This is a genomic window from Halothece sp. PCC 7418 (assembly GCF_000317635.1).
Classification (GTDB): Bacteria; Cyanobacteriota; Cyanobacteriia; order Cyanobacteriales; family Rubidibacteraceae; genus Halothece.
Genome location: NC_019779.1, coordinates 3,492,159 through 3,512,420, shown reverse-complemented (window position 1 = coordinate 3,512,420; position 20,262 = coordinate 3,492,159). Strand labels below are relative to the sequence as shown.

The 20,262-nt window shown below is 42.4% G+C and carries 20 protein-coding genes; 11 read left to right on the top strand and 9 right to left on the bottom strand.

The genetic code is table 11. From position 1 onward, the window contains the following. The first annotated feature begins 3 nt into the window (after window positions 1-3). Window positions 4-399 carry a 50S ribosomal protein L7/L12 gene (gene rplL / locus PCC7418_RS16095; RefSeq protein WP_015227250.1) on the top strand — a complete coding sequence of 132 codons (396 nt, stop codon included), beginning with the start codon at window positions 4-6 and terminating at the stop codon, window positions 397-399. Between the two features lie 460 nt (window positions 400-859). Here the strand turns inward: rplL and PCC7418_RS21220 are convergent, their stop codons facing one another. Together PCC7418_RS21220 and PCC7418_RS16085 are read right to left on the bottom strand one after the other, a co-directional pair. Next, a complete protein-coding gene (locus PCC7418_RS21220; RefSeq protein WP_015227249.1) occupies window positions 860-1,279 on the bottom strand; it encodes a GGDEF domain-containing protein in 420 nt (139 codons plus the stop codon). A gap of 12 nt (window positions 1,280-1,291) precedes the next feature. Next, a complete protein-coding gene (locus tag PCC7418_RS16085) occupies window positions 1,292-1,561 on the bottom strand; it encodes a DUF1830 domain-containing protein (RefSeq protein ID WP_015227248.1) in 270 nt (89 codons plus the stop codon). A 263-nt stretch (window positions 1,562-1,824) separates the two neighbouring features. Between PCC7418_RS16085 and gatB the strand changes: the two genes are divergently transcribed. From gatB to PCC7418_RS16060, 5 genes are all read left to right on the top strand, one after another. Beyond that, window positions 1,825-3,312 (top strand): Asp-tRNA(Asn)/Glu-tRNA(Gln) amidotransferase subunit GatB, encoded by a 1,488-nt coding sequence (gatB, locus tag PCC7418_RS16080; protein WP_015227247.1) that lies wholly within the window; start codon window positions 1,825-1,827, stop codon window positions 3,310-3,312. 223 nt (window positions 3,313-3,535) lie between these two features. After that, window positions 3,536-4,777: a bifunctional ornithine acetyltransferase/N-acetylglutamate synthase gene (argJ, locus tag PCC7418_RS16075; RefSeq protein ID WP_015227246.1), complete on the top strand. Its 1,242-nt coding sequence runs from the start codon at window positions 3,536-3,538 to the stop codon at window positions 4,775-4,777. A gap of 223 nt (window positions 4,778-5,000) precedes the next feature. Continuing rightward, on the top strand, window positions 5,001-6,296 hold the full coding sequence (thrC, locus tag PCC7418_RS16070) for a threonine synthase (protein ID WP_015227245.1): 1,296 nt from the start codon (window positions 5,001-5,003) through the stop codon (window positions 6,294-6,296). A 156-nt stretch (window positions 6,297-6,452) separates the two neighbouring features. Continuing rightward, the gene (locus PCC7418_RS16065; RefSeq protein WP_015227244.1) at window positions 6,453-6,728 is read left to right on the top strand and encodes a MoaD/ThiS family protein; all 276 of its coding nucleotides are present in this window, start codon (window positions 6,453-6,455) and stop codon (window positions 6,726-6,728) included. A 130-nt stretch (window positions 6,729-6,858) separates the two neighbouring features. Next, window positions 6,859-7,293 (top strand): DUF2996 domain-containing protein, encoded by a 435-nt coding sequence (locus tag PCC7418_RS16060; protein ID WP_051030592.1) that lies wholly within the window; start codon window positions 6,859-6,861, stop codon window positions 7,291-7,293. Window positions 7,294-7,474: 181 nt separating this feature from the next. Here PCC7418_RS16060 and PCC7418_RS16055 read toward each other — a convergent pair whose 3' ends face one another. The 3 genes from PCC7418_RS16055 to PCC7418_RS16045 all read right to left on the bottom strand — a co-directional run bounded on the left by PCC7418_RS16055 (window position 7,475) and on the right by PCC7418_RS16045 (window position 9,282). Then, the gene (locus tag PCC7418_RS16055) at window positions 7,475-7,759 is read right to left on the bottom strand and encodes a type II toxin-antitoxin system RelE/ParE family toxin (protein ID WP_015227242.1); all 285 of its coding nucleotides are present in this window, start codon (window positions 7,757-7,759) and stop codon (window positions 7,475-7,477) included. Beyond that, window positions 7,752-8,048, bottom strand: a complete 297-nt coding sequence (locus PCC7418_RS16050; RefSeq protein WP_235620711.1) for a type II toxin-antitoxin system Phd/YefM family antitoxin — start codon at window positions 8,046-8,048, stop codon at window positions 7,752-7,754. Before PCC7418_RS16050 ends, PCC7418_RS16055 begins: the two co-directional genes overlap by 8 nt. 184 nt (window positions 8,049-8,232) lie before the next feature. Next, window positions 8,233-9,282 carry a Fe(3+) ABC transporter substrate-binding protein gene (locus PCC7418_RS16045; RefSeq protein ID WP_015227240.1) on the bottom strand — a complete coding sequence of 350 codons (1,050 nt, stop codon included), beginning with the start codon at window positions 9,280-9,282 and terminating at the stop codon, window positions 8,233-8,235. A 179-nt stretch (window positions 9,283-9,461) separates the two neighbouring features. Between PCC7418_RS16045 and PCC7418_RS16040 the strand changes: the two genes are divergently transcribed. Together PCC7418_RS16040 and PCC7418_RS16035 are read left to right on the top strand one after the other, a co-directional pair. Then, window positions 9,462-10,136, top strand: coding sequence for a Fe2+-dependent dioxygenase (locus PCC7418_RS16040; RefSeq protein ID WP_015227239.1), 675 nt, complete (start codon window positions 9,462-9,464; stop codon window positions 10,134-10,136). 411 nt (window positions 10,137-10,547) lie between these two features. Next, window positions 10,548-11,393: a bacteriorhodopsin-like gene (locus tag PCC7418_RS16035; RefSeq protein ID WP_015227238.1), complete on the top strand. Its 846-nt coding sequence runs from the start codon at window positions 10,548-10,550 to the stop codon at window positions 11,391-11,393. Window positions 11,394-11,634: 241 nt separating this feature from the next. Here the strand turns inward: PCC7418_RS16035 and PCC7418_RS16030 are convergent, their stop codons facing one another. Together PCC7418_RS16030 and PCC7418_RS16025 are read right to left on the bottom strand one after the other, a co-directional pair. Next, complete coding sequence (locus PCC7418_RS16030) at window positions 11,635-12,702, bottom strand: DUF3365 domain-containing protein (protein ID WP_015227237.1); 1,068 nt, start codon at window positions 12,700-12,702, stop codon at window positions 11,635-11,637. A 65-nt stretch (window positions 12,703-12,767) separates the two neighbouring features. After that, window positions 12,768-13,607, bottom strand: coding sequence for an alpha/beta fold hydrolase (locus tag PCC7418_RS16025; protein ID WP_041596294.1), 840 nt, complete (start codon window positions 13,605-13,607; stop codon window positions 12,768-12,770). Window positions 13,608-13,742: 135 nt separating this feature from the next. On the opposite strand from PCC7418_RS16025, the gene PCC7418_RS16020 reads away from it, so the two are divergent. Next, a complete protein-coding gene (locus PCC7418_RS16020; RefSeq protein WP_015227235.1) occupies window positions 13,743-15,167 on the top strand; it encodes an MFS transporter in 1,425 nt (474 codons plus the stop codon). Window positions 15,168-15,238: 71 nt separating this feature from the next. Here PCC7418_RS16020 and PCC7418_RS16015 read toward each other — a convergent pair whose 3' ends face one another. Further along, window positions 15,239-16,018: an ADP-ribosylglycohydrolase family protein gene (locus tag PCC7418_RS16015; protein WP_015227234.1), complete on the bottom strand. Its 780-nt coding sequence runs from the start codon at window positions 16,016-16,018 to the stop codon at window positions 15,239-15,241. 11 nt (window positions 16,019-16,029) lie between these two features. Continuing rightward, window positions 16,030-17,529, bottom strand: a complete 1,500-nt coding sequence (gene lnt / locus PCC7418_RS16010) for an apolipoprotein N-acyltransferase (RefSeq protein ID WP_041596739.1) — start codon at window positions 17,527-17,529, stop codon at window positions 16,030-16,032. A 546-nt stretch (window positions 17,530-18,075) separates the two neighbouring features. Between lnt and PCC7418_RS16005 the strand changes: the two genes are divergently transcribed. Together PCC7418_RS16005 and PCC7418_RS16000 are read left to right on the top strand one after the other, a co-directional pair. Then, window positions 18,076-18,591 carry an NYN domain-containing protein gene (locus tag PCC7418_RS16005; RefSeq protein ID WP_015227232.1) on the top strand — a complete coding sequence of 172 codons (516 nt, stop codon included), beginning with the start codon at window positions 18,076-18,078 and terminating at the stop codon, window positions 18,589-18,591. A 46-nt stretch (window positions 18,592-18,637) separates the two neighbouring features. Beyond that, window positions 18,638-20,245 carry a 2-isopropylmalate synthase gene (locus PCC7418_RS16000; protein WP_015227231.1) on the top strand — a complete coding sequence of 536 codons (1,608 nt, stop codon included), beginning with the start codon at window positions 18,638-18,640 and terminating at the stop codon, window positions 20,243-20,245. Window positions 20,246-20,262: the final 17 nt, after the last annotated feature.

The following is a 20,262-nucleotide window of genomic DNA, read 5'->3' as shown; positions in this document are numbered from 1 at the left end:
CCAATGTCTGCAAAAACTGATGAAATTCTCGAACAGTTAAAAACTCTTTCCTTATTGGAAGCCTCAGAACTCGTCAAACAAATTGAAGAAGAGTTTGGGGTAGATGCGTCTGCGCCTGCAGGCGGAATGATGATGGCAGCAGCCCCAGGGGCAGCTGGTGGTGCGGAAGAAGCTGCTGAAGAGAAAACTGAATTTGATGTGGTTCTCGAAGAAGTGCCTTCTGATAAGAAAATTGCCATTCTCAAAATCGTTCGCGGTATCACTGGCTTAGGCTTAAAAGAAGCAAAAGGCTTGGTGGAAGAAACCCCGAAAGCCCTGAAAGAAGCAACCACCAAAGAAGACGCAGAAGAAATCAAGAAGCAGCTTGAAGAAGCAGGTGCTAAAGTTACTGTTAAGTAGTGACTTGATAAGAGAAGGTGGGTTTTATCACCCACCTCATCTTCCTTGATCTTGAAATTCTAAGCAAAGACCACATTCCCAAAATTGGGTCTCCTCGGTGACTAGATTTCAGATACACTAACAGCGCGATCGCGCCCCTGTTGTTTTGCCTTGTATAAAGCAGCATCTGCTGACACTTCAAGACTGGACAATACTCGACATTAACTGTAAAAGTAAAGCAGTCATAGCGTACTTCGGAAAGTACGGTGGTGTCCCACAACGCCTTAAGGATTTTCCTCAAAGCTCATCAAATTGGTTTTTCCTTTAGCGGTCAGAATCGAGCTTCTGATGAGCATCACTGACACACAAGTCAATCCAAATTATTCCTCAATTCTAAAAGACCTAAACCATTAATGTCAACAAGCGAGCGAACTTTTCCAAAAAGTTAAACTATGTCAGCTAATGTCAAGTAATAGTTGTATTAGGAAATAACTCCCTGTATCAAAAATTGTCCCACTGCTTGTAACACTTCATCTCCCGCAGCGTGTCCCCACGTATCATTAAATTGCTTAAAATGATCAACATCGAGCATAATTAATCCCAGCGACTTTTGGGTTCGCTGGGCGCGTTCCATTTCTCTTTCTAGAGCCTCTTCCAAATAGCGACGATTATATAATCCAGTTAAATCATCGCGAATGCTTTGATGTTGAAGTTCTTCTTGCAGCCGTAAATTAGAAAAAGCCAGAGATATTTGTTCAGCGACGTTACGGGCGAGTTGTCGTTTTGCTGTGGTGAGATTGTTGTTTTGCTCGGTACTCAATTCAAACAACGGTTCTAACAAGTGCGCGATCGCGCTTCTGGCTTCTTCTAAACTGACACAACTTTGTAGAAACTCACTCATTTGAGCAAGTAATTAATTACCGAGGGCGTTTTCGCTGATAGAAAGCTCACGACACGCGATCGTATCTTCATGAATTGTACCTTGGTCTGGAGAATGGATTTCTAAAACGGCTTCTTCTGGTGCTTCAAACAAGAAACGCTGTGCGGGAAAGACCACTCTTTCTAAATACCAATTAGGGATATTACTAATGCGAGCAATGACAACTTGATCGCGGTGATTAAAAAAGTGGCACAGTAACATTGTTTTTTTATTTTTGAGAGGTTCAGAGGCAATGGTCGTCATATCAGAAAACTCCTTTTTAAAAAATTAAGATTATATAAAATGTAAACTGGGATCAAGATTCTTTTGATCCCTATTCCCTTTAAGTTAACAGAAACAAATAAAACTTAAAATCTAGTGATACAGAAGTTATTAAACCTTAATTCCAAGTCTCCCCACCTCTATCAAACAGAGGAGAAATTGCTCCGATACTGCAATTGCTCTCCAGAACGATACAATAGAGAGCACTCAACTCCTTCCCTGACAACATTTTCGATGGAGGTTTCATGACAACTGCTGCACCCACCAAAACACAATACGAAGCGGTCATTGGGCTCGAAACCCATTGTCAACTGAACACCGCGACTAAAATATTTAGCCCCATCTCCACTGAGTTTGGCGCACCCCCGAACACAAATGTTTCCCCAATTTGTTTAGGCTATCCTGGTGTCTTGCCTGTATTAAACCAGAAAGTGCTGGAATCGGCAGTAAAAACGGGCTTAGCGTTAAATTGTCAAATTGCCCCCTACAGCAAATTTGACCGCAAACATTATTTTTATGCCGACTTACCGAAGAATTATCAAATTTCTCAGTATGATCTCCCCATTGCGGAACATGGCTGGTTAGAAATTGAAATTGCAGAGAAGCCAGGGAGTGAACCGATACGGAAAAAAATTGGGATTACTCGCTTGCACATGGAAGAAGATGCAGGAAAACTGGTTCATGTCGGAAGTGAGCGTCTCTCTGGTTCAACTCATTCTCTCGTTGATTTTAATCGGGCGGGAGTTCCTTTATTAGAAATTGTCTCCGAACCCGATATTCGGACTGGGAAAGAAGCAGCAGAATACGCGCAAGAGTTACGGCGCATTGTTCGCTATCTTGGGGTCAGTGATGGCAATATGCAGGAAGGTTCCCTGCGTTGTGATGTCAATGTTTCGGTGCGCCCAGTTGGTAGTGAAGCATTTGGCACGAAAGTAGAGATTAAAAATATGAACTCCTTTAGTGCCATTGAAAAAGCGATTGATTACGAAATTCAACGACAAGTCAAAGCCATTGAAAATGGGGATAGCATCAGCCAAGAAACCCGTCTTTGGGAAGAAGGAAGCCAACGCACAATTAGTATGCGGAGTAAGGAAGGATCGAGTGATTATCGCTATTTCCCAGAACCTGATTTGCCTCCTATCAAAGTCTCGAAACCTCAGTTAGAACAATGGCAGTCGGAATTACCTGAACTTCCCGCACAAAAACGCCATCGCTATCAGGAGGAGTTGGGCTTATCTGCTTACGATACTAACGTTTTAACAGACGATCGCGCGGTTGCAGAATATTTTGAAACCGCAGTCTCTCATCAAGCTGATCCGAAACAAGTCGCAAACTGGGTGACTCAAGATATTGCAGCTTATTTAAACGAGAACAAGCTGAAAATTACCGAATTACCCCTAAAACCCGACGCTTTAGCCGAATTAGTCAACCTGATTGATCAAGGAACGATTAGTGGGAAAATTGCTAAAGAAATTCTGCCCGAACTCCTCACTCAAGGCGGTTCACCGAAAGCATTAGTGGAAAGCAAAGGCTTAACCCAAATTTCCGATAGCAGTGAGTTAGAAGGAATTATTGATCAAGTCTTAGCCGACCATCCTGAAGAAGTGGAAAAATATCGCGGTGGGAAGAAAAAACTGCAAGGTTTCTTTGTGGGTCAAGTGATGAAACGCACCAGCGGACGTGCAGATCCCAAATTAACCAATCAACTCCTCGGCAAGAAATTGAACGGTTAATCACTGGTAACTGGTCACTGGTAACTGGTCACTGGTAACTGGTCACTGATTACTGGTAACTGGTCACTGATTACTGGTCACTGGTAACTGGTCACTGGTAACTGGTCACTGATTACTGGTAACTGATTACTGGTAACTGGTCACTGATTACTGGTAACTGGTCACTGGTAACTGGTCACTGATTACTGGTCACTGAACACAAATGACGAAGGACAAATAACAAATGACCCACTACAAAATGATTCCTGGTGGTGTCACTGCGCCCAAAGGTTTCCAAGCAGCAGGGATTACCGCCGGCTTAAAAGCCTCTGGACAAAGCGATCTCGCATTAATTGTTTCCAAAAGTAGCGCGATCGCTGCTGGGGTGTTCACCACCTCGCAAGTCCGAGCAGCCTGTGTTGATTATTGTCGTCAACAACTGCAAAAAAAAGCCTCCGCCCGCGCGATTCTCTGTAACTCAGGACAAGCCAATGCAGCAACTGGGGAACAAGGGTGGCAAGATGCCTTAGAAACGGCTCAATTGCTAGCAAAAACCCTCAAAATTGAGCCAGATGAGGTCTTACTGGCTTCCACAGGCGTGATTGGTCAACGGATGAAAATGTCGGCGTTTCGGGAAGGAATTTCCCCGTTAGTGGCAGCCCTGTCAGAAACGGGCAGTGATGCTGCTGCCGAAGCGATTCTGACGACAGACTTAGTGACAAAAACGATCGCGCTGGAAACCACCATTGCCGATCGTCCAGTGCGGATTGGCGGGATGGCAAAAGGATCGGGAATGATTCACCCCAATATGGCAACCATGTTAGCGTTTGTCACCTGTGATGCAGCCGTTTCCACGTCGCTTTGGCAAGAAATGGTACAACGAGCAGCGCAACGGAGTTTTAATCAGATTACGGTTGATGGGGATACTAGCACCAATGATGCGTTAATTGCTCTGGCGAATGGTCAATCTCGGACTCCCGCTATTACTGAAACAGGAGAAACTGCGGAGCAACTGGAAGCCATGCTCACTAAGGTATGTCAGCATTTAGCAAAAGCCATTGCTCGTGATGGGGAAGGAGCAACCTGTTTAATTGAAGTGCAAGTCACCAGCGCACCCGATGAAAGTGCAGCGCAGCAAGTTGCAAAAACGATCGCGGGGTCATCTTTAGTTAAATCAGCAATTTTTGGGCGCGATCCCAACTGGGGACGCATTGCAGCAGCAGCAGGACGATCAGGAGTTTTGTTTGAACAAGAGAACTTAAAAATAAAATTGGGAGACTTCTTATTACTAGAAAAGGGTCAACCAGTGAACTTTGATCAGAATGCAGCGAGCGATTATTTGAAAAAAGCAGCAGCAGGAGCTTACTTAAAAGAGGATACTGTCTTGATTCAGGTTGATTTAGGAGCAGGGGAAGCAACGTCTCAGGCGTGGGGTTGCGATCTCAGTTATGATTACGTTCGCATCAATGCGGAATATACCACCTAGCAGAAGCTGAGGGGGATGCCATCTCTCAGATGGGAAGTGACCGTCTCAGTGCTTCCCTTTCCATCACTCTCGCGATCAAACTTTTTGACATCCTCACCGCTTTTCCTCTCAGTTGCTGAATTCTCTTAATCCCGACAAAAAAAGTCGGGATTGGTTGTCGAGCCGATCGCGCTGTGTTAGTATCGAGCGAACTGACTTGTAAATGTAAAAAGGAGAGAAACCCATGGCTCTTGCAACTGAAACCACCAATGCCAAACCCACCTACACCAAATTAGTCTCGAAAGAAGGAGGCACAGAATACGACTTAAAACCGATTCATGTTTGTGAAGAAACCTTTGCCCCTTTAGAAGTTGCCTATGACTATGAGGCGATTCGCGCTCAAGTCAGCAGAGAAAGCATTGCAGCAGGTCCCAAGTCCATTTGGCGTTACAAACCCTTTTTACCAGTTACTGGAGATGTCATTGATGTTGGCACTGGGATGACTCCTCTGATTAAATCCACCCGCTTGGCGCGTCGTCTGGGATTAAAAGAGCTTTATCTTAAAAACGATGCGGTGAATATGCCCACCCTGAGCTTTAAAGACCGTGTGGTTTCTGTAGCCCTCAGTAAAGCGAAAGAATTTGGATTTTCTACTGTTTCTTGTGCCAGTACCGGAAACCTTGCTAACTCTACCGCAGCAATTTCCGCCAGTGCTGGTTTAGAATGTTGTGTCTTTATTCCTGCGGATCTCGAAGCTGGGAAAGTCTTAGGAACATTAATTTATAACCCCACTGTCATGGCAGTGAAAGGAAACTACGACCAAGTGAACCGCCTCTGTAGTGAAGTAGCCAACGGTTACGGCTGGGGCTTTGTTAATATTAATCTTCGTCCTTATTATTCTGAAGGCTCGAAAACCCTCGGTTATGAAGTGGCGGAACAACTCGGCTGGAAACTTCCTGATCATGTGGTCGCGCCCTTAGCTTCGGGTTCTCTCTATACAAAAATTTATAAAGGCTTCCAAGAATTTGTGAAAACGGGTTTAGTCGATGATAAGTTCGTTCGTTTCAGTGGTGCACAAGCAGAAGGCTGTTCCCCGATTTCTCAAGCATTTAAAGAAGGACGGGACTTTATTACGCCTGTTAAGCCGAATACAATTGCAAAATCGATCGCGATCGGAAACCCTGCTGATGGGGTTTACGCTTTAGATGTTGCTCGTAAAACCAATGGCAATATTGAAGATGTCACCGATGCTGAAATCATCGAAGGGATTCAACTCTTAGCAGAAACAGAAGGAATCTTCACTGAAACCGCAGGCGGAACAACGATCGCGGTTCTGAAAAAATTAGTCGAAGCAGGTAAAATTGATCCAGACGAAAGCACCGTTGCTTATATCACAGGTAACGGACTGAAAACCCAAGAAGCGGTACAAGGTTACATTGGCGAACCCTTCGCGATTGATCCCAACTTAGATAGTTTTGAACGCGCTTGGCAACGCTCTCGCACCCTTGATCGTTTAGAGTGGCAGCAAGTGTTAGTATAGTTTCTTGTTCTTTATCTAAGTCACTCAATCAGTTTTGATTAACTGGTGACTTGCTATTGGTCAAAACCTGATTTTTAACCCCCTTGGTTACTTTCCAACTCAGAGGATCAGGTCAGTCACAAATAACCAATAACAACTAACCAACAACGAAAAAAAATGAGCGTCAAAGTTTTAGTTCCTACCGTTTTACAAAAACATACTGATAATCAAGCCGTCTTAGAATGTGAAGGCAGCACTGTAAAAGAGTTAGTCGAAACCCTCGAACAAAACTATCCAGGCTTTCAAGGAAAGTTACGAGATGATGAGGGAAAACTGCGTCGCTTCCTTAACTTTTATGTCAATAGTGAGGACATTCGCTTTTTAGAAAACGAGAAAACCTCCTTAAAAGATGGCGATGAGGTTAGTATTGTTCCTGCGGTTGCAGGTGGTTAAACTGAATAAAAATCAGTGAAGGAGGCGTTCGTCTAGATTGGAAATTGTGGCGCGATCGTCATCCTTTCCTACTGCTGATTCAGAATATCAAAAGAGCAAAAATATAATTAATTTCAGTGAAGGTTTATGTCTGAAGAAGAAAAGTCAACTCAAGGCAAAAAATCCGATTCCTCAGCTAAGAAAAAAGAGGAAGAACCCCCCCATTGAAGATAAACCTTTCCCTGAGTTTATCGAACAACATTATGAACCAGCTTTGAAAGAAGCCCTCAGTCAACAAGGGATCAGCGATTTAGAACTGGAATTTAAAAAAGATCAATTCCCGCTTCCAGGTGCTGATGAATGTTCCCAAGTCATTGGTCAATGGGATGGGGGAAAACGTCGTTTTAATGTGTACTTTTTAGACGACGATATCAGTGGACAAAAAGCCTTTTCCTATACCGCAGGCGGTTCCGCCCCCAGCACCATTGAATCGTTTATGATTGACGAGCGCAAAGTAAATTTAGAATTATTGGTGATGTACACCGTACAGCGTCTCAACGGTCAAAAATGGCTCGCTCGTAATTAAGCTAATGTCTTATATAGCAGATCTAATTCATTCATAAAAACTTGATTCATCGATCTTCCCTTGTTTCCCTCCTTTCTAAGGGGGGATAAAATGTTCCCAATCAGAGCGCGATCGCGCTCTTGTTATTTTTCTCTGGTAAAAGCCTGCGTATCCCGAACAGTGATCAGTTACCAATGACTAACTACGATTTAAATAAACGTTCTAACTTTCTATATACATCATCATCGTTACGTTTGCCCACCAGAATTACTTCCACTAAATCTTCTTTTGGTTGATAGCGATAAATAATACGATACTCTCCACAATCAACTCGATAATAATTGGGATATCCTTTTAATTGCTTAGAATCATTGGGAAGAGGGTTTAAATTAAGTGATAATGCTTTCTTGGCGATTTGAGCAGCAATTTTGGGCTGCAAGCCTTTCAAAAAATCTAATACTGCTTGCAAGCCATCCAATTTAGCCATTGGCAATTTTCTCTAAAGCTGTGGTGAATTGATCACTTCCTAGCATTGAAGATTGATTTAAAGCGGTTTGTGCTGCATTACCCCAATTTAAATCCTCTAACTCTTCCAGTCTGGCAATTAGTTTCTGGTATGCTTCAGCTGAAAGAATGACGTGACTTGGTCTTTCTTGCTTAGTGACCAGCACAGGTTCAATTTTGGCGCGATCAAAGACTTCTCCATGCTGATTACGAGTTTGGGTTAAAGTATAACTTTTCATCATCGATCGCCTTACGTTGACTACTTTGTACATAATAGCACTATTGTTGAATCGCGCTCTTGTTATTTTTCTTTGGTAAAAGCCTGCGTATCCCAAGTGAGTTAAAAAAAGCAAAGCCAATCATACATTTCCCCCCTTTCTAAGGAAGGCTAGGGGGGATGAAACGCGATCGCGCTTTCTTGATCCTAGTTGAGGGAGATGCCTAACGCCTAATTGTTTAAGCCCAGCCCGCACGATCCATAACTTTCACCGCTAAGGGATTATTCTTGCCCAGTTGAGACACATTCACCTGATCTTCTTTAAAATCACCGAAACGAGCAATTACAGGGTCTAGAGGCACATTCGGCACAACGGGATATTCACTATTACTCTGAGCAAAAATTGCCTGTGCAGGAGGACTCACTAAATATTCTAAAAAGCGAATCGCCCCTTCTCGGTTGGGGGCTGTTTTGATCACACCGCCACCGCTAACATTAACGTGCGTTCCCCGTCCATTTTGATTCGGGAAAAAGACACCAATACGGTTAAAAATAGCAGGGTTACTCGCAGAGCGACCAGGGGCAAACCGAGCAAAATAATACGTATTCGCAACCGCCAGATCAGCAATACCAGAAGCAGCAGCTTTGATCTGATCCATATCGCCACCGCGAGGGGGACGGGCAAGATTTTGGACCAAACCACGACACCAGTTTTCTGTTGCTTCTTCTCCTAAGTTTGCAATCAGAGACGCAACCAGAGACTGATTATAAACATTATTAGACGACCGAATCGCCACGCGATCGCGCCATTTAGGAGAAGCTAAATCTTCATAAGTGGATAACTCAGACGGATCAACCTGACTCTTGTTATACAAAATCACCCGCGCCCGCTTCGTCAAACTAAACCACAAGCCTTCTGGATGACGAAGATTCGGCGGAATACTTCCCTCTAAAATCTCAGAAGAGACAGGGGAAAAAATCCCCGCTTCTTCCGCCCGCCACAAACGCGCAGCATCAACCGTAATTAAAAGATCCGCAGGACTGTTGCGTCCTTCATTTTTAATCCGAGAAATCAACTCATCGGCATTCCCTTCTAGGATATTGACACGAATCCCAGTTTGGTCGGTGAAATTCTTATAAAGCAGTTCATCCGTATCGTAGTGACGGGATGAATAAAGATTAATTTCTCCACTTTGAGCATAACTCGGTTTCGTTTGAGCAAGCTGACTCACGGTTGCAGCAGCAGTGGCTGTCCCTGCACCAATAAAAAATCGTCTTGTAAATTTCATTAAGCATCTAATTGATAAACACCAACTGAAAAATTATTGCATTTAATATCAAATTGATCAATGTTTGCTACAAATCAATCGGGGTGAGGGGGTTGATTTAAGAAATCTTGTCAGGGGAAAACAAAATCACTTACACTTGAAAAGCCATTTTAATAATTGATAATCTTTCCTATTCACTTATGATTCTTTGTATTGATCAGGTTTTGACTTCAGAAGAGTTAGAATCTATTCATGATTCCCTCGCCAAGGCAACATTTGTCGATGGTAAACTCACCGCAGGGTGGCACGCCAAACTGGTGAAAGAAAACCAGCAACTCTCCAGAAAAGATGCTGTGGCAAAATCAGTAAAAGAAACTGTAACCCAAGGACTCCATCGAAGTCAGTTGTTTCGGATGGCAGTAAAGCCCAAAAATATTCGTTCTCCGCTAATTAGTCGCTACGAGGAAGGAATGTCTTATGGGACTCATGTTGATAATGCACTGATGGGACAGGGGAATGATTTAATGCGGTCTGATGTCTCGTTTACCCTCTTTCTCAATTCTCCTGAAGACTATGACGGCGGAGAATTAGTGATTGAAACCTCCCAAGGAGAACAGTCTTTTAAGCTCAATGCTGGTGCAATGATTACTTACCCTTCCACCACTCTACATCGAGTAGAACCAGTCACGAAAGGAGTTCGTCTAGTTGCGGTCAGTTGGGTACAAAGTTTGATTCGTGATCCCAATGAAAGGGAAATCTTATTTGATTTAGAAACAACACGCCAAGCCATATTTAACAAGTATGGCAAAACCCAAGAATTTGATTTAGTCGCAAAAAGTTGCGCCAATTTACTCCGAAAATGGACAGAAGTTTAAAAACTGGTCTTAATTTAATAGTAGTCGTAGGGTGGGCAATGCTCACCCTACAATATGAGACTTAAGAATAATGATTAACTTTTTAGTTAAAAATCAAATGTATTTTATTTTACTATTATTAGCAAGTTTCACCTCAGACTTGGCAGTTCTAAATCACTCAAATAGGCTCAGTTTTCTGAGTGAAAACATAATCGTGATCTCCTAAGAGTCTTTGGTGCTGGGTTTATTCATTTTTTTTGCTGCTACTTGTACGCGCAATTATAACAAGACAATTCTATTTATAACCATCATTCTCTAGGGATGTATTTTGGGATTAAGACTTCACTAATAAGAGGGAGGGAGATAGCGATTAAGTTTAATTAAGTTGGAATTAATCGCGAAGCAAAAAGAGCTAAAAATTGAGAGTGAATTATGAATAGCTACACCTTGGCAGCAACGCCAGAATTGCTGAGCGTCGAGCAATTTAACTTAGTCTATAACGCCTTTTCTTTAACGATCGCTGCCATGTTAGCTGCTGCTCTATTTTTCTTTAATAGTAAGCAGTTAGTTGGCACTCGCTATCGAGTCGCTGTGATTATTTCGGGTCTCATTGTCAGCATTGCAGCCTATCACTATTTCCGCATCTTCAACAGTTGGGAAGCTGCTTATGTCTTAGAGGATGGCAACTATGTCGCCAGTGGGCAAGTGTTTAATGATGCCTATCGTTATGTGGATTGGCTGTTAACGGTGCCATTACTCCTCATTGAAGCAGTGGCAGTCCTCGGTTTACCGAAGCAAACCTCACGCCCACTATTTATTAAACTAGCAGTGGCTGCGGTGTTAATGATTGCCACGGGCTATCCTGGTGAAGTGGCTGAAACCATTCAAGGACGCGCAATTTGGGGTGCAGTCAGTACCGTCCCGTTTGCCTACATTCTCTTTGTCCTGTGGTTTGAACTCAAAGGCGCAATCATGCGTCAGCCAGAAGAAGTACAAACCCTGATTTCAGGAATGCGCTGGTTAATTCTTGCCTCTTGGGGCGTTTATCCCATTGCCTACTTACTCCCAGAGTTGGGAATTACAGGACCAGTTGCAACGGTTAGCGTTCAAATTGGTTATACCATCGCTGACTTACTCGCTAAGCCTGTATTCGGCTTACTCGCCTTCTCCATTGCTCGTATTAAATCACAAGCTGATGCAGCAGCCGATAATGGTAGTGGGTCTGGGTATGATAGCCCAACCCAAAAATCCGTAGCAGGCACAAAAGCAACTGCCTAACGATCGCGCTCTTTAGTTAAGAAGGAGACAAGGGGATTAAGTCCTCTTGTCTTTTTCTGTTCCGATCATCATTCATTCTACATTCCTGCATTCCTGCTATCCACAACTTAGCTAAGTTTGCGAGAAGCCCGACTCAAGATCCTCAGTCAGTGACCAGTAACCAGTTGTTGGTACGAAGTGAGGGGGAGTTGGGAAGAGGAGCTCGGGGTGAGGGTGAAAACTGCTATAGAAGTGATTAATCTTAACTTTTTTTATGACGTTTGCGTAGAGATTGAGCTCTATTTTCTAAATCTTTAAAGAAATCCGTGTTCACAATCTCTTTGACCTCTTTTTCTTTCCGATTGTGGTCAATTTTGACTTTCAATTCAGTAACTTTCTGTTCCAATTGTTGCTCTCGTGTATAAACTTGATCAGCCATATTTTGAAATACTTTAGCTAAATGTCCTAATTCATCTAAGCGTGACTGAACCGGCCTCAACAGGGATAGATCAAAGTCCTTATGACTAATCGATTCTGCGGCACGAGCTACTTTCTTAATTGGACGAATCACATATCGTTGCAAAGATAAATTCACTAAGATGACAGTGATTACCATAGTGGCTAAAAAAGCAAGCATAAATCCCATGGTTACCTTAATCGCTTGTTTCGTTTGCTGTTGTATTTGATCAGCAGGCACAGAAACAATTTGTGCTCCCACAATTTGACCGAGTTCCCAATTGAATCCCCCCTCTGTACCATACTTATCAATTAATGACTGTGGAGCATCACTAACATTACCATGACACTCTAAACAACTTGCTTGAGACACTTTTAAGGGATGTGCAATATAAAAACTCTTGGTTCTAGCGGAGGAACGAAATCCCCTCAACTCTTCTACATCTTGTTGCCGACGAAATTGTTGAATCAGTTGCGTTTCAAACTCATCTGCTTGATCTCTAGGATTAGTAGGATTTACAGTTGCTTCCTTATAAGAAAAGTTTTGATAGTTCGGATTGGCGGTTAAATTTTTAAAGACTTCTGTGGCTGAATAAGCAGGAACTGTTTCTGGTAAAAACTCTGATTTTAAGCGATCAACTAGTTCTGGTCTAACGTGGTTACTCGTATATTCCCTAACGGAGTTCATCGTTTCCATGGCGAGTAAGGCTTTAGAAGTCACCTCTGATTTATAACTACTAGTCAGAATTTGATTTAAAGCTAATCCTGTTATTATAATTCCGATCAAAAAAATCGGCATTACTAAGAGAAAAATTGTTTTAATCTTAGAGTTTAACTTTAAGTTTCCAATTAAATTATCTAAAAAATTGAACATTTTAGTTTTCTCTTGTGGTTTAGCTTTATATTATAAAAACAATTTCTTAAACTTGCCATAAATCCTCAAGATGCTTGCAAGAACTGGGCGACAGTTTGATTAAAGGTTTCGGGGTCTCCTAAAAATGCCCAATGATTCCCTGGAATGGACGCAATTTCTAAGTTATTTAAGTACTTGCGATAAGGCTTAATTTGCCATTCCATACGATTCAGTCCCTTTTCTGGAAGAATAAGCAGTGTAGGAATATGTAAAGGGTGGCTTAAACCATCAACTCGCATCACTTCCTTAAAAATGCCATTTCGTGCGGGAATCGTAAACTTACTCCCCCAGCGACCATCTGATTTCTGTTCAAGGTTCGTCCGAAATACCTCTTGTTGAAGGTCATTCCAAGGTTGATATTTCCCTAACTCACGCGCTTGGGTTTCTGCTTCTTGATAAGTAGAAAAAGGGCCCATTCCTTTAAGGGTGGAGAGGGTGCGATAGAGAATAGGAAAGGTAATCCTCAGCCAACTGGGAAGTTGACCAATAAAGAAGGGATCAACTAGTACCATACTCCGAAAACGCTGGGGAGATTTTTGCGCCCAGTAGGCGATCACTTTTGCGCCCCAAGAATGTCCTAAAATATGGGTGGATTGCCAACCGAAAGCATCACATAACGCTTCTAGATCTGCGATGACTTCGGGAAAGGTGTAATGAGTTTCATCGGGTTTGCTACTTTCGCCGTGACCTCGTAAGTCAGGTGCAATGATATGGTATTGTGGGGCTAATTTTTCTCCCAAACTTGACCAAACCATCGCTTGATCCGCTAAGCCATGTAGGAGGAGTAAGGGCGGTTTTTCGGGAGTTCCCCATTCAAGATAAGATAGTTTAATTTCAGGGAGGTTCAGGGTTTTTCGATTGGTCATTTGGTTAGTCATTAGTCATTGGTCATTGGTCATTAGTTGTTCGTGGCAGGTGATTACTTTTCACGTTTTCCCGATTATTAACTGGTTCTAATAAATTCAATATATAAGAAACCTTTAAATATTTAATATTAGATTATGGAGATTCCCAAATCATCGTCTAATGGAAGCACTCCCATTAATTTATCCACAAAATTTGGTTATGGTGTGGGTGAATTAGCCAGTGAAATCACAGGGAGTGTCTTAGCCTTTTTCTTCCTCTTTTTCCTGACTAATGTTGCTGGCTTAAATGCTGGCTTAGCGGGAATCATTTTACTGATTGGAAAAGTTTGGGATGCGATTAATGACCCAGTTATCGGTTGGTTAAGTGATCGCACACAATCAAAATGGGGACGGCGTTATCCTTGGATGATTTTTGGTGCGATTCCGTTGGGAATCTGTTTTGCGTTACTCTGGTGGGTTCCTGATGTGGGAAATGAGACGGGATTATTTGTTTATTATTCCATAATTGGGGTACTATTTTATATTGCTTTTACTGCGGTTGTTTTACCATACGCGACCCTTGGCGCAGAATTGACAGAATATTATGACGAACGCACGAGTTTAGTCAGCTATAAAGCAGCGTTTAGTATTGGTGGGAGTATTCTGGGGTTATTGATCGCACAAGGGATTTTTAGCATCATTGATCATCCGCAACAGAAATATGTCGTGGTTGGGGGAATCTGTGGCGCGATCGCTGCGTTATCGGTTTATCTTTGTATTTGGGGAACCTATCAACGATTTCAAAGCCTACAACAGAAACGGACACAAGTGTCTCGTCCACCGACCCTTCCCATTCTCCAACAAGTTCGCATTGCATTGAGTAACCGCCCGTTTCTCCTCATTATTGGGATTTACCTCTGTTCTTGGATGGGTGTACAAGTGACAGCGACAATGCTACCTTATTTTGTTGTTAACTGGATGCAACTTCCCGACCATCACTTTACCCAAATGGCGTTAGCGGTACAGGGAACGGGACTGCTAATGATGGGATTTTGGAATTATTTAGCACAACGCTTAGGAAAGCGCATCGTTTATTGTATCGGAATTCCTTTAACTTTAATCGCACAAGCGGGCTTATTTTTACTCCAACCGGGTCAACTGATTGCGATGTATGGAATTGGAGTGTTAGCAGGTGCGGGGTTAGCGGTGGCTTATCTGATTCCTTGGTCAATGTTACCCGATGTGGTGGATTTAGATGAGTTAGAAACGGGACAAAGACGGGAAGGGATTTATTATGGGTTTGTGGTGCAATTGCAGAAAATTGGTCTCGCGATCGCGCTGTTTATGGTGGGTAAAATTTTAGATTGGTCTGGCTTTATTTCCAGTAGTGGTGAACAAGCCAACGCCATTACACAACCTGATTCTGCATTACTCGCCATCCGTTTGTTAATTGGTCCGATTCCCAGTATTCTCTTAATCGGCGGGATTATTCTTGCTTATATTTATCCCATTACTCGCACTTTTCATGAAGAGATTTTACTTAAATTAGCTGAGCGCGATCGGAATTTCAGTAACCAGTAACCAGTGACCAATGACCAGTTACCAGTTACCAGTTACCAAATGACTAATGACCAGTGACTAATGACCAGTGACTAATGACTAATAAAAACTTGGAATTGTTCAATCACTTGCTTCAATTTTGGATCTAATCTTTGATTCACTTCTTCTTGAATAAAATCAGGAATCCCCTGATAAAAGGCTTCTGAAATTGCACCCGCCATACAAGCAATGGTATCACTATCTCCCCCAATAGAAATCGCATTCCGAATCGCATCTTCAAAATCAGTTGCTTCTAAAAAACAAATAATCGCTTGGGGAACTGATCCCTGACAAGACACATCAAAACGATAACTTTTTTGCAGTTCAGATACCGTTTCATTTAAATTATATTGAAAGTCTGCTTCAATTTTTTGCTTAATTTCTATTCTCTTAGAATTTGATCGCGCTAAAAAAATAGCTGTTGCAACTGCTTGCGCCCCTTTAATTCCTTCAGGATGATTATGGGTAACCGCTGCACTTTTTAAGGCTTCTATCTTAACCGTTTCTAAATCCGAAAACGCATAAGCCACTGCACTCACTCGCATGGCTGATCCATTCCCAAAACTATAATAGGGTTCACTTTGATCAGAAGCAGCCCAACGACGAAAGTTTCCCCCATACCCCGCATTAGGATAACAGTGATAGTATTCTTTTAATTTTTTGCTGTAACTTTCATTATTTAGAATCGCATCCGCGATCGCGATAGTTAAAACGGTATCATCTGTAAAATGACTTTGTGATTGAAAAAGTGGAAACGATTTTGTTTTAATATTTCGCAAAGGAGACTCATAAATTGAGCCAATAATATCTCCAGCAATTGCCCCTAAAATCATAGCAAGTAGTATTAACTATCTCTTCTTTGTTGCATCATTGCTTTAGCAATAATCATTATTCCTAAACCGACTAAAACCCAATTTAACCAATTTCCCCAACGGACATATAAGGTTTTGGTTTGTTGTTTATAAATTGTTCCCAGATGAGTTTGATATTCATCCATATTCGATAACCACAAGGTATTCCCTCGTGGATCAACGATCGCAGAATATCCCGTATTCGTGGCGCGAACCATTGCGCGATCGGTTTCAATGGCTCGCATGATATCCTGAGCATGATGTTGGGCGGGCATGGTTTCACTATAATGGGCATCATTAGACGCACTGAGGATAAACTCTCCGCCATTGGCTGCTTGACGGCGGAAATGTTCGCCATAAGCAGATTCGTAACAAATACCAACAATGGCTTTTCCGAAGGGGGTGAGAAAGGTTTGATCTGGATCTCCTTTGGCTAAATGAGAGTCGAGAGGAGAAAGACGGTCAATAACTTTTCCTAACCAGTCTTCTAGGGGGATATATTCTCCTAAAGGGACTAACTTGACTTTATCAAACCGACTCAGGGTTTCTCCCTCTCCATTAATGCTATATAAACTATTGGTGGAACGCCCTTGTTTACGACCGAATGCGCCGACCCATGCAGGAACACTCTGATCTAAAATAGCTTGATAGAAAGGGCTACCCTGGTTGACTTGTTGGGTCCATTGGAAAGGAAGGGCGGTTTCTGGGGTGAGAACTGCATCTGCGCCTGCTTGTGCTAGTTTAATGTAACCTGTGGTATAACCATCAATTGCTTTGCGCCAACCTTCGGGATAAAGTTTAATTGTATTGGGGATATTGCCTTGAATGATTCCAACCCGAATAGCTTGACTGGGTGAAGTTTCTAAAGGTTGGATGTATAAGAACCAGCCTGCAAGATGTAAACTAATCAATAGCGCAATCGCGCCCATGATGAAGCCACCCGCTTGGCGAAACTGATTTCTTCCATAACCAAAAAGAATCGCTTCCGCCACCAGTCCATTAAACAAAACAATCGCTGCGGTAACTGTGGTTGTTCCTGAAATCGACAACAGTTGTAAAATTGTGAGATTATGGGGGCTTTGGGTGAAAGCAAATGTTGTCCAGTGGAGTGGTGTATAACTCCAGAGGGTTTCTAAACTACACCAAATCGCAACCCCAACTATAATCCGTTGTAAGGGATGATGTAGCCAACGATTACAGGTCATCATTCCCAATGACCAGAAGGTGACTAAAACACTTCCCCACGCGATTAAAATCAACCAGCACGCGATCGCGATCAAAAGACTATTCAACCATGGAACACCCATCCAACTCATGGGATGAACACCTGTAATCCAAAACAGAGTCACCCCGTAATAACCGATCGCGAAGGTGAGGACTGGTAAAATTGATTTTAGCTGCAAGGAGGATTGCTGAACGACCCAAAGCCATAAAGGAACGAAAGCAATCCAAGCAAAAAACCAAGCATTAACGGGATCACAGGTCATTCCCATCAAAACGCCAGCAAAAAGACAAGTGACCGCATAGAATCGGGATTCTGGTTTGAAAAAGGGAATTCGGCGCGGTTTTCGCAGTATTTTGGGCAACATTATTCTACATTTAGTTAAAAAAATTCGGTATTATAGATTAGAGAGGGTTTGAGTCGGATTTAACTCAGGCTTCACCCTTGCTTCCTAAGGCGGAAGTTAATTCTTATATTTTAGTTTAGAAAGTTAACGCTTTCTCAATTTATTATTGCTTCCATTTTGTTGAAAATTTATTCTTTATTATTGCTAAATGTCTGTCACTATTCTTAATTTATTTAATCATAATTTTTATCGAAACCAACACTTTAATCGAAGGTGGTAACCATTGGGCTTACCCCTGATTTTATGTCTTAATGTCTGAGTCCAGTTGAGCTTCTGTTCAGTCTAGTTGCAACCTAGAACAGCAGAAAGCACGACTGATATTGCTTTTGTTTAAAAAATGACTGAGCAAAAGTAAAGATTTAAAAGTTACTTATTCAGTTTAATTTATTGTCAATAATTAGTGTTGTTATTATGAATTGTCATCCGAACCGTCTCTCAATTTTTGTGGACGGAAATAATATGTTTTACGCCCAGCAAAAAAATGGCTGGTTTTTTGATCCCAGGCGAGTTTTAGACTACTTTAAAAATGAACCGACCGTTAGTTTTGTCAATGCGTTTTGGTACACAGGATTAAAAGACTCTCAAGATCAAAGAGGGTTCCGCGATGCTTTGATTAGTTTAGGTTATACAGTCCGCACTAAGATTTTAAAGGAATATTATGATGACGTATCGGGTCGCTATTCCCAAAAAGCGAATTTAGATATAGAAATTGTTATTGATATGTTTAATACCGTTGAGCAGTATAATCGAGTTATCTTATTTAGTGGGGATGGGGACTTTGAACGCGCGATCGAGCTATTACGATCCAAAAATACCCACATTACCGTTGTTTCTACCGAAGGAATGATCGCCCGAGAACTGCGGAATGCAACTGACCGCTATATTGACCTGAATGATATTCGGGAAAGTATTGAAAAGATCGATTAAAATTGAAGATCAAACCGTGTGCTTAATTGTTAGAAAATAATGATCTATGAGTAACGAACGCGATCGCATTATAATATTTGATACAACTCTCCGCGATGGTGAACAGTCTCCAGGGGCGACCTTAAATGGAGATGAAAAGTTAACGATTGCTCGCGCTTTGTCTCGCTTGGGCGTAGATGTGATTGAAGCAGGGTTTCCCTATTCCAGTGTGGGAGATTTTGAGGCGGTAAAAGCCATTGCAGAAAATGTGGGAACACCTGATGGTCCGACGATTTGCGCCTTAGCCCGTGCGATGGAAGGTGATATTAAAGCAGCAGGAGAAGCCATCGCACCCGCAGCGAAAGGACGGATTCATACCTTTATCGCCACCTCTGATATTCACTTAGAATATAAACTGCGTAAAACCCGAGAACAGGTGTTAGAGACAATCCCGAAAATGGTCGGGTATGCAAAAACCTTTACTGATGATGTGGAATTTTCCGCAGAAGATGCGGGGCGATCCGATCCAGAATTTCTCTATCAAGTCGTAGAAAGCGCGATCGCTGCTGGCGCAACCACGATTAATATTCCTGATACCGTGGGCTATACCACCCCTGAAGAGTTTGGTGCGTTAATCCGTGGCTTAAAAGAAAATGTCCCCAACATTGAACAAGCGATTATTTCGGTTCACGGACACAATGATCTGGGCTTAGCAGTCGCCAACTTCCTCTCTGCAATTCAAAATGGCGCAAGACAGTTAGAATGTACCATCAACGGGATTGGAGAACGCGCTGGTAATGCAGCCCTCGAAGAATTAGTGATGGCACTCCACGTCCGCCGTCAATTCTATAATCAATTCTTAGGACGACCCGCAGAATCGGAAGCACCGTTGACCAACATCAACACCAAAGAGATTTATAAAACGTCTCGTTTAGTATCAAATCTCACGGGAATGCCCATTCAACCGAACAAAGCAATTGTCGGTGGAAATGCCTTTGCTCATGAATCTGGGATACACCAAGATGGTGTTCTTAAACATAAGCAAACTTATGAGATCATGGATGCAGAATCCATTGGTTGGACGAGTAACCAAATTGTTCTCGGAAAACATTCAGGACGTAACGCCTTTGGTAGCCGTCTGCGAGATTTAGGGTATGAACTATCTGAAACCGAGTTAAATAAAGCCTTTTTGCGGTTTAAAGACCTCGCAGATAAGAAAAAAGTCGTTACCGATTGGGATCTCGAAGCGATTGTTAATGACGAAACTCAACAAGCCCCGAATATCTTTGGCTTAGAATTAGTGCAGGTGTCTTGTGGCGATCATTCCCGTCCCACCGCAACTGTGACGATTCGCGGTCCGCAAGGGGAAGAATTAACCGATGCTGCGATCGGAACCGGTCCGGTGGATGCAGTGTATAAAGCCATTAACCGTGTGGTAAAAGTGCCTAACGAGTTGATTGAATATTCTGTAAAGTCGGTAACGGCGGGAATTGATGCGATTGGCGAAGTCACCATCCGCTTACGTCATGAAGGAAATGTTTACTCGGGTCATTCCGCAAATACAGATGTCATCGTTGCTTCTGCACAAGCCTATATTAATGCGCTGAATCGCCTCTCTGCTGCTTTACAAGAAGGGAATAAACTAAACCCACAAACCGCAACAGTGGTGCAATAAATTAGTGATTTAAAGTA

Coding starts and splice junctions, on each gene's coding strand:
- rplL (WP_015227250.1), top strand. CDS start 4: ATGTCTGCAAAAACTGATGAAATTCTCGAACAGTTAAAAACTCTTTCC.
- PCC7418_RS21220 (WP_015227249.1), bottom strand. CDS start 1,279: ATGAGTGAGTTTCTACAAAGTTGTGTCAGTTTAGAAGAAGCCAGAAGC.
- PCC7418_RS16085 (WP_015227248.1), bottom strand. CDS start 1,561: ATGACGACCATTGCCTCTGAACCTCTCAAAAATAAAAAAACAATGTTA.
- gatB (WP_015227247.1), top strand. CDS start 1,825: ATGACAACTGCTGCACCCACCAAAACACAATACGAAGCGGTCATTGGG.
- argJ (WP_015227246.1), top strand. CDS start 3,536: ATGACCCACTACAAAATGATTCCTGGTGGTGTCACTGCGCCCAAAGGT.
- thrC (WP_015227245.1), top strand. CDS start 5,001: ATGGCTCTTGCAACTGAAACCACCAATGCCAAACCCACCTACACCAAA.
- PCC7418_RS16065 (WP_015227244.1), top strand. CDS start 6,453: ATGAGCGTCAAAGTTTTAGTTCCTACCGTTTTACAAAAACATACTGAT.
- PCC7418_RS16055 (WP_015227242.1), bottom strand. CDS start 7,759: ATGGCTAAATTGGATGGCTTGCAAGCAGTATTAGATTTTTTGAAAGGC.
- PCC7418_RS16050 (WP_235620711.1), bottom strand. CDS start 8,048: ATGTACAAAGTAGTCAACGTAAGGCGATCGATGATGAAAAGTTATACT.
- PCC7418_RS16045 (WP_015227240.1), bottom strand. CDS start 9,282: ATGAAATTTACAAGACGATTTTTTATTGGTGCAGGGACAGCCACTGCT.
- PCC7418_RS16040 (WP_015227239.1), top strand. CDS start 9,462: ATGATTCTTTGTATTGATCAGGTTTTGACTTCAGAAGAGTTAGAATCT.
- PCC7418_RS16035 (WP_015227238.1), top strand. CDS start 10,548: ATGAATAGCTACACCTTGGCAGCAACGCCAGAATTGCTGAGCGTCGAG.
- PCC7418_RS16030 (WP_015227237.1), bottom strand. CDS start 12,702: ATGTTCAATTTTTTAGATAATTTAATTGGAAACTTAAAGTTAAACTCT.
- PCC7418_RS16025 (WP_041596294.1), bottom strand. CDS start 13,607: ATGACCAATCGAAAAACCCTGAACCTCCCTGAAATTAAACTATCTTAT.
- PCC7418_RS16020 (WP_015227235.1), top strand. CDS start 13,743: ATGGAGATTCCCAAATCATCGTCTAATGGAAGCACTCCCATTAATTTA.
- PCC7418_RS16015 (WP_015227234.1), bottom strand. CDS start 16,018: ATGATTTTAGGGGCAATTGCTGGAGATATTATTGGCTCAATTTATGAG.
- lnt (WP_041596739.1), bottom strand. CDS start 17,529: ATGGGAATGACCTGTGATCCCGTTAATGCTTGGTTTTTTGCTTGGATT.
- PCC7418_RS16005 (WP_015227232.1), top strand. CDS start 18,076: ATGAATTGTCATCCGAACCGTCTCTCAATTTTTGTGGACGGAAATAAT.
- PCC7418_RS16000 (WP_015227231.1), top strand. CDS start 18,638: ATGAGTAACGAACGCGATCGCATTATAATATTTGATACAACTCTCCGC.